We start from the raw sequence: 6357 nt of genomic DNA, 5'->3' as shown, positions 1-6357 counted from the left end.
AACCCGCCATTTGGCGGGCCTTCTTGTCACCTCGGGTCAGATTACTTCGGCTGGTGGTGGAACGTCTCGCTGATCAGCTGGCGGATCTGGTTCTCCAGCGCCTCGCTCAGTGCACCGAACTTGATCTTGACGGTGAAGCCGTTGGCGTCCTTGGTAATCGAGCCGGCATGCTCCTTACCGGCAAAGAACTTGTCGATGCTTCGCTCGCTCGCTGAATTGGCGGCATCAACTCGACGGGTTGCCAGCGCTTTTATCGCATTTGCTGCTTTGCCCTGGTCCATCTTCCCCGATGCCACCAGTGGCCAGATTTCCTTCGCCGCTGCATCGCCCGCCTCGCCATACTTGCGGATGGTCATAACGATCGCTTCGGCGGCCGTCCCGCCGAGCAGGGTAGGCTGAAGATCCAGATCCCGGATTACATAGTCGGGGAGTTGGGCAAAGCTGAGGAATCGGTAAAGCCCGCTTCTGGACAGCCCGAGAGCCTCGGCCAGACGAGCGCGAGACGGGAATTCCTTCTCGGTCTGACGAATGGAAAGCGCAATCTCATAGTCAGAGAGATCATCACGGCTGACGTTCTCCACGAGAGCCAGCACCGCCATATCGGCGTCAGACGGCTCAGCGACCACCGCTTTGATGGTATCGGCGCCCAGCATCTTGTGGGCCCGCCACCGGCGCTCACCGGCCACGATCTGATAACCCATTTCGGCGCGGCGTACCACGATAGGCTGCATCAACCCAACCTCTCGGATGGACTCCGCGAGGTCCGCGAGTTTTGAATCGTTGAAGACGCGCCGAGGCTGCCAGGGGTTCGGCACGATGTCAGCGACCGCGATTAGGGACGCAACCCCGGCAGCCTCGAGCTCCTGCACGCGCATCTGTGCCACGGCCAGTGCACCAGCCAACCCAGGTGCGGTCTGCGTGCGATCGTTACGCTTGATCTCGTCCTTCTGAATTGCCGACGTCTTCCGGATACCAGCCGTCTTCGCCAATAGCTGTTCTCGCATATTGCTCATTGCGCGCTCCTCCATTTTTCTGCGTAGATTTCATCCAACCATCGGCAATAGTCGACAATCGGCTGGCGCACCCGCTGCAGCGATTTTGCAGCGCTATGGGTACTACTCACGTCGAATACCGTTGAGAAAGCCAGGGCCCCAGTGCTCATCACAGAACTAGCGGGCACTTCAATTGAATGCAGCCAGCTCTCATAGGCGCTTTGAGCCCATGCCCGAACAATCGGTGCAGAGGACGTACGCCCATAGTCGACCCTCGACAGCAGCAGCGACACGAAGTCGTACTTCTTGTCCGCTTCGTATTTGATGAAGCTCTTGGAGACATCGGAGAACAGGCGCCAGAACGACAGCGAGCTGATGAAATCCAGGTTCTCTGGCACCATTGGCATGACCATGGCATCTGCCGCCAGCAAGGCGTTCAAGTTCATATAGGAAAGCGAGGGCGACGTGTCCATCAGGATGTAGTCGTAGTGCTTCCGTAACGGCTCCAGTCCCTCCCTGAGAACAGTCCAGAAACGGAAGCCCGGCTTGACCTTCTGCATGGCAGGCAAATGGAACTCCGCGCCGATCAGTTCTGTGTGCGCGGGAATGAGATCCAGGCCGTCCCAGTATGTCGATTGCACTTGGGACAGCAAGCCCCCCTCGATCTGCTGATCGTAGATATACGGCAGAACGGAGTCTTCTGGCGAGACGTCCTTCTCGGCGTAGAGACCACACAGCTCGGAAAGCGACGCCTGTGGGTCTAGGTCCACCACCAGCACCTTTCTGCCGCGCAGCGTCAGTCCCTGGGCGAGGCACATCGTTGTCGTAGTCTTGGCCGAACCGCCCTTCAGTTGGGCCGTGATGATGATTTTCCCTTCGGGCTCCCGCGTACCGGTGACCAGCGGTGTCTGATAAATGTCCGACACCTTCTGCACCCACGTGCGCGCCTCCTCCAACGTGAAGGTCCGCGTGCGTCCTGTTCCCGCTGCAGTACCTGGCGGCAATTCCCCATCGCCCTTGGTGGCAAGGTATTGAACCTGGGAATGTGAGATGTTGCACATCTCGGCGATCTCCCCGGTCTTGAATACCGGGGCGGTTTTTCTAGGACGCGGCGCAAGGATCGTCTGACGCAGTTCATCCGTGAAAATGGTGACCTTTTCCGCGAACTGGGATATTTGCTCAAGCGGGACAGTCCGATCGACTGCAGGAAGTTGGCTCGTTTTCACCATTCTGAGGTTTTTCCGCAAAATTCTGGAAAGCTCAGAATACAAGAAACGCTTGAGCAATGCTTTATAAACTGTTGTTTTTGAAACCAACTATCCTAAAAAACCACAGTTTTGCTCAAACTTTAGGCGAATTAGGGCGTCTTGCCCTGCACAACCCCATACAGGCGGTGTCAAACAAGCGGCCCCCGGGCGTATGCAGGCGCGGCAAACCAGCACAAATGACCTCACCATCCCGGCCAATCCAGTCAATCGTGATGCCAATTGCCTGGATGCTAGAAGCCTAGTTCTGGGATTATGCACAATTGACCTCACCTTGCCGGTCGAGCCGTGGGCCGCCTAGGCCATTGACACCACCTCGCACGGCGCTTCGACGGGAACGCTCTGCTTGGATTTTGCCTCGTTCAAATGAGGTCGCGACGGCCGGATTCACCCTGCATCGACAATGGTGAGGTTCATTGTGCGTGCTTCGTACGCGCCTTATTGAGGTCGCACAATGAACCTCACCCTGCAGGAGAAAAGCCTGCCAACGTCTTGCACAACGGACCTCACCTTTACTGCAGCACAAAAAACCTCACCATCAAAGACTTGTGTGACGACCGGCATGAAGGATCCCCGGCAGAGGGAGCCTTGGCGCTTCGTGAAGAATTCTGCAGCCGGCCCAGCGTGATGTTGGTGCCGTCGGCTGGGCGACCCTCCACGGCAGGACGAGGTCTGCGTTGCCCGCGCATCTGACGAGCCCCAGCACAGTCGGCGATCTTGTGAGCGTGGACCGTGCCTGTTTGTTTAGTTTTTTGAGAAGTAAACACACCGACAAACAAACGGAAAAAAGCAAAGCCCTTTCTAATCAAACACTAGATGCCAGCAAGGTGAGGTGCAATGTGCCAAAGGTGAGGTGTGTTGTGCCACGAACGTGCGGTTTGATGTGCGAGCAAGGTGAGACTCGTTGTTCCGCAAGGTGCTAGTTCTTGTGCCGAGGCAGTCAAGGTGAGGTACGTTGTGCGGACGCTGTGGATATCCCCGCTGACGCTAGGCTAGATGCCAACTTAGCCACTGCCCGCCTTGCGCAACGGTGAGGTCCATTGTGCGTAGGGTGAGGGTCGTTGTGCTGGGACCGCAGGGCAAGGTCAGGGCCGCTGATGCCTGGCTTTTATGGTGAGGTTCATTGTGTTGAGAACCTCACCATCACGTGCTAGAGTCACCCCAGCCTAAAAAGAGGGGAACCACAAGTTATGGCGGCCGAGAATCCGGTGGAGATCAAAACGAGGACCACGCCTCGGCAAATGGCGCTCGCATTGTTCGAAGACATGTTTGACCTCGGCACGTCCATCAACGAGGCGAACCGCGAAATCGGCTATCAGCGCAATAACTTCTTCACGGAAATCGTGAACATGGGGCTAGCGGCGCGACGGTTCCTCGATGCCGCCTACTTCATCGTCGCCCAAGAGCCGGAAGTCCCAGATCAGTACGACGTTGAGCTGAACTACTTCAAATGGCTGATGCGGTACGACAGCCGCAACCTGAAGCATTTGCGCACCATCGCAGACGAAGCGCAGAACGCGAAGGTCCGCGTCACCAACACGCCGTCAGACCGTGAGCCGGCGGAAGATGATATTTGGGTGCAGGTGCAACTGATCGGTATGGTGGCCATGCATCGTGGCCGCATCCGCTTCGACGTGCACCACAGCCTGATCCCCCACATTCGCGACCCACGCAAGTCCCACTGGCTAAGCCTGCGGATTTCGACGGCATTTACGCGCAGCCTGGCGCGCGCCATCTACGACAAGGTCTTGCCGAGCGTGCCGGCAGGGCGCACCGACTGGATCAAGCTGGACGAGATGCGGACCTGGCCAGGGAAGATGGGCGCGAACGCCAGCATCTTCAAATATTTCAAGCGCGACTGGCTTGAGCCAGCGGTCCGGGAAATCAATGAGATCTCGGACATCGAGCTGTCCTACGAAACTCGGACGGAATCGACCTCGTCGAAGAAGGTTGACCGCATCCGCTTCCAACTCCAGCGCAAGGACACGGCCGATGCGGTGATGGCGAGCCTATCTGACGCGAGCCAGATCTACAAGATCCTGAAGGACGAGTTCAACCTGTCCACGCGCCAGTTCACCGAGATCTCCGAGAACCGGGAAGCATGGAATGACGACCGCATCCTGCAAGCGATCGAGTACACGCGGTTCAAGCTCAATCGGGGCCAAGTGAAGAAGAGTCCGTCCGGCTATCTGATGAAGGCGTTGCGCGACAACTGGCGCATGTCCGAAGCTGAGCGGACCATGGTTCAGGTCCAGACGAAGCTGCTCACGGAGGAAACGGAGAAGGAAGCCGTAAAGGCAGCAGTGAAGTCATCCGTTGAGCACAGCGTGGCGTCGCGTGATGAAGAGACGCGTGCACGCATGAATGAAGAATCAGCCCAAGGTCGCGCGCATTTTACGTCGGCTGATACCAAAACTCGCAGGGAGTTTATTCGGGCTTGGCTGGCGTCGCGCGAAGGCAAGCTTGTACTGCGGCGGATGAAGCTGGAGCCTGCATCCGTCTCCGAAGACGTCATCCTGACGACGCCAGATTTGTCCTGGTACTTGGGACAGTTCGTGTTCGGCCGCGTGGCACTCAGTCGCGCATGACACAGCGGATTTCTTCGCGTTGATCGACGCTGTCGCTATCGCAGGTTTTTGATTCCTGCGCTGACTTCCGTAGCATGCCATAACCTGTTCGGGGTGTAGCCAGTTCCTTGGATATGCCGAGGCCAAAGCAATCTAACTCCTGAGATGCGTTCCTGCCGTGCACCAGCCCGCGGATAGTCTCAATAGCCGCTCGCGCCACTACCGACGACGGCTGCCCCGGCTGCGTTAACTGGATGGGGCCGGAAGAGGACCCACACGCTACTCTGTCCATCTCAAAGAGCCAGGCGCGCGCCTGATCGTGCCCCACCGAACTCCGGCGACCGTTGCGGTCAATAAACACGATCGACGCTGAATCGACTTCATAGGTCGACCCATCTGGTGCTGAAACCCGCTTGCCTCGGTATCTCGCCACCAGCTCGGCAATCTGCTGCCGCTCTCGTGTGGCCCGAGCCTCGGCTGCTCGCCCTGCATCTTCACGGAGCTTCCGCGTCCGGACTATATGTCCGTAGTCAACAGGCATCTCGAGGAGCGACTTGAGGTACGCGAACAGTTCTCGTCCCCGGAGCGGCCTGAGCGCATTGCCAGCCGCCGAGACGACGTCTGACAAACGGTGGCCCGTGGTTCTCGCAAGCTTCATCAGTAGGAACAGCGCGGACATCTTTAGGGCTTGGTCGCGTACCAAGGGCGCCAGGTCCATCGGCACCGCGCGACCGTCAATCCGCAAAAAGGATCCCGGCCCCGGATGTTTCTTCGTAGAAGACTGCATGGTCTTGTTTACGCCATTCACCGGTGCGAGACATGTAGAGGCCCCCGACTCATCAGAGCGGGTCGGAACGTGGATAGTGGACTGAACCTGCAGGCTGGTGATTCCAATGCATCGGAGCAACTTTGAGGAGAACCCGATCCGCCCAACGACCTCAAGCTGCGCCCTGGTGCGCCGCTGCCGTTCACGCTTAATAAGCCCGGCATCTTCAAGCGCACCAAGCGCTCGATAGACCGTGGCCTCACTCATCCCGAGGTGTTGCGCAATCGTTGCCTTCTTTATGAAGGCGAGCGCAGACGGATCCTTCTGGTTCAAAGCGAAGCGGACGAGCGTGGCCAGTACCTGACGATTCGTGATGTGCAAAGTCCGAAGTCCATCGGACTCGTAGACCAGCGCGATTGCTCTAAGAATCCGCTCAGGCAGCCGGCCGGCATCGAGCCTTGCTGCATTGGGTTGCAGGCCTTCGGCGGCGACAGGTTTAGGAGCATGCGACGCATCGCCGCACTTTGTTGTTCTTCGGGCAATAGGAAGCCCGTCGAAGCTACATGTCATCTTCGATCAGCGCAAACTTGGAAAGGAGGCATTGACAGCGAAGGCGCGGGCTTCGTACACTCGATCTGTCTTGTAGGTCGAGTCAAAGGGGTTTCGAAGCTCGTGACCTCTTTTGCCTATGCCGATGAAAAACCTGGAGTTGCTGGACTTATACCCTGCAGGTACATAGTTGCAGTGGGGAGCCGCCAGAGACCTAG

Annotated in this window: 4 protein-coding genes; 1 reads left to right on the top strand and 3 read right to left on the bottom strand. The window is 57.8% G+C overall.

The annotated features are described in order from the left end of the window. Positions 1-41: 41 nt before the first annotated feature. Entirely contained in the window at positions 42-1013 is a 972-nt protein-coding gene (locus tag MKD38_RS30025) for a ParB/RepB/Spo0J family partition protein (protein ID WP_012354633.1), read from the bottom strand. Further along, a complete protein-coding gene (locus MKD38_RS30020; RefSeq protein WP_012354634.1) occupies positions 1010-2221 on the bottom strand; it encodes a ParA family protein in 1212 nt (403 codons plus the stop codon). Before MKD38_RS30020 ends, MKD38_RS30025 begins: the two co-directional genes overlap by 4 nt. Positions 2222-3447: 1226 nt before the next feature. Between MKD38_RS30020 and MKD38_RS30015 the strand changes: the two genes are divergently transcribed. After that, positions 3448-4845, top strand: a complete 1398-nt coding sequence (locus MKD38_RS30015) for a replication initiation protein (RefSeq protein ID WP_012354635.1) — start codon at positions 3448-3450, stop codon at positions 4843-4845. Here the strand turns inward: MKD38_RS30015 and MKD38_RS30010 are convergent. Further along, positions 4832-6160 (bottom strand): helix-turn-helix domain-containing protein, encoded by a 1329-nt coding sequence (locus MKD38_RS30010; RefSeq protein WP_012354636.1) that lies wholly within the window; start codon positions 6158-6160, stop codon positions 4832-4834. The genes MKD38_RS30015 and MKD38_RS30010 overlap by 14 nt on opposite strands. Positions 6161-6357 lie beyond the last annotated feature (197 nt).

The sequence above is a fragment of the Cupriavidus sp. WGlv3 genome, from assembly GCF_023952475.1.
GTDB classification, from domain to species: Bacteria; Pseudomonadota; Gammaproteobacteria; order Burkholderiales; family Burkholderiaceae; genus Cupriavidus; species Cupriavidus phytorum.
The sequence above is the reverse complement of the archived record's forward strand: the minus strand, read 5'-3'. Positions and strand labels throughout refer to the sequence as shown.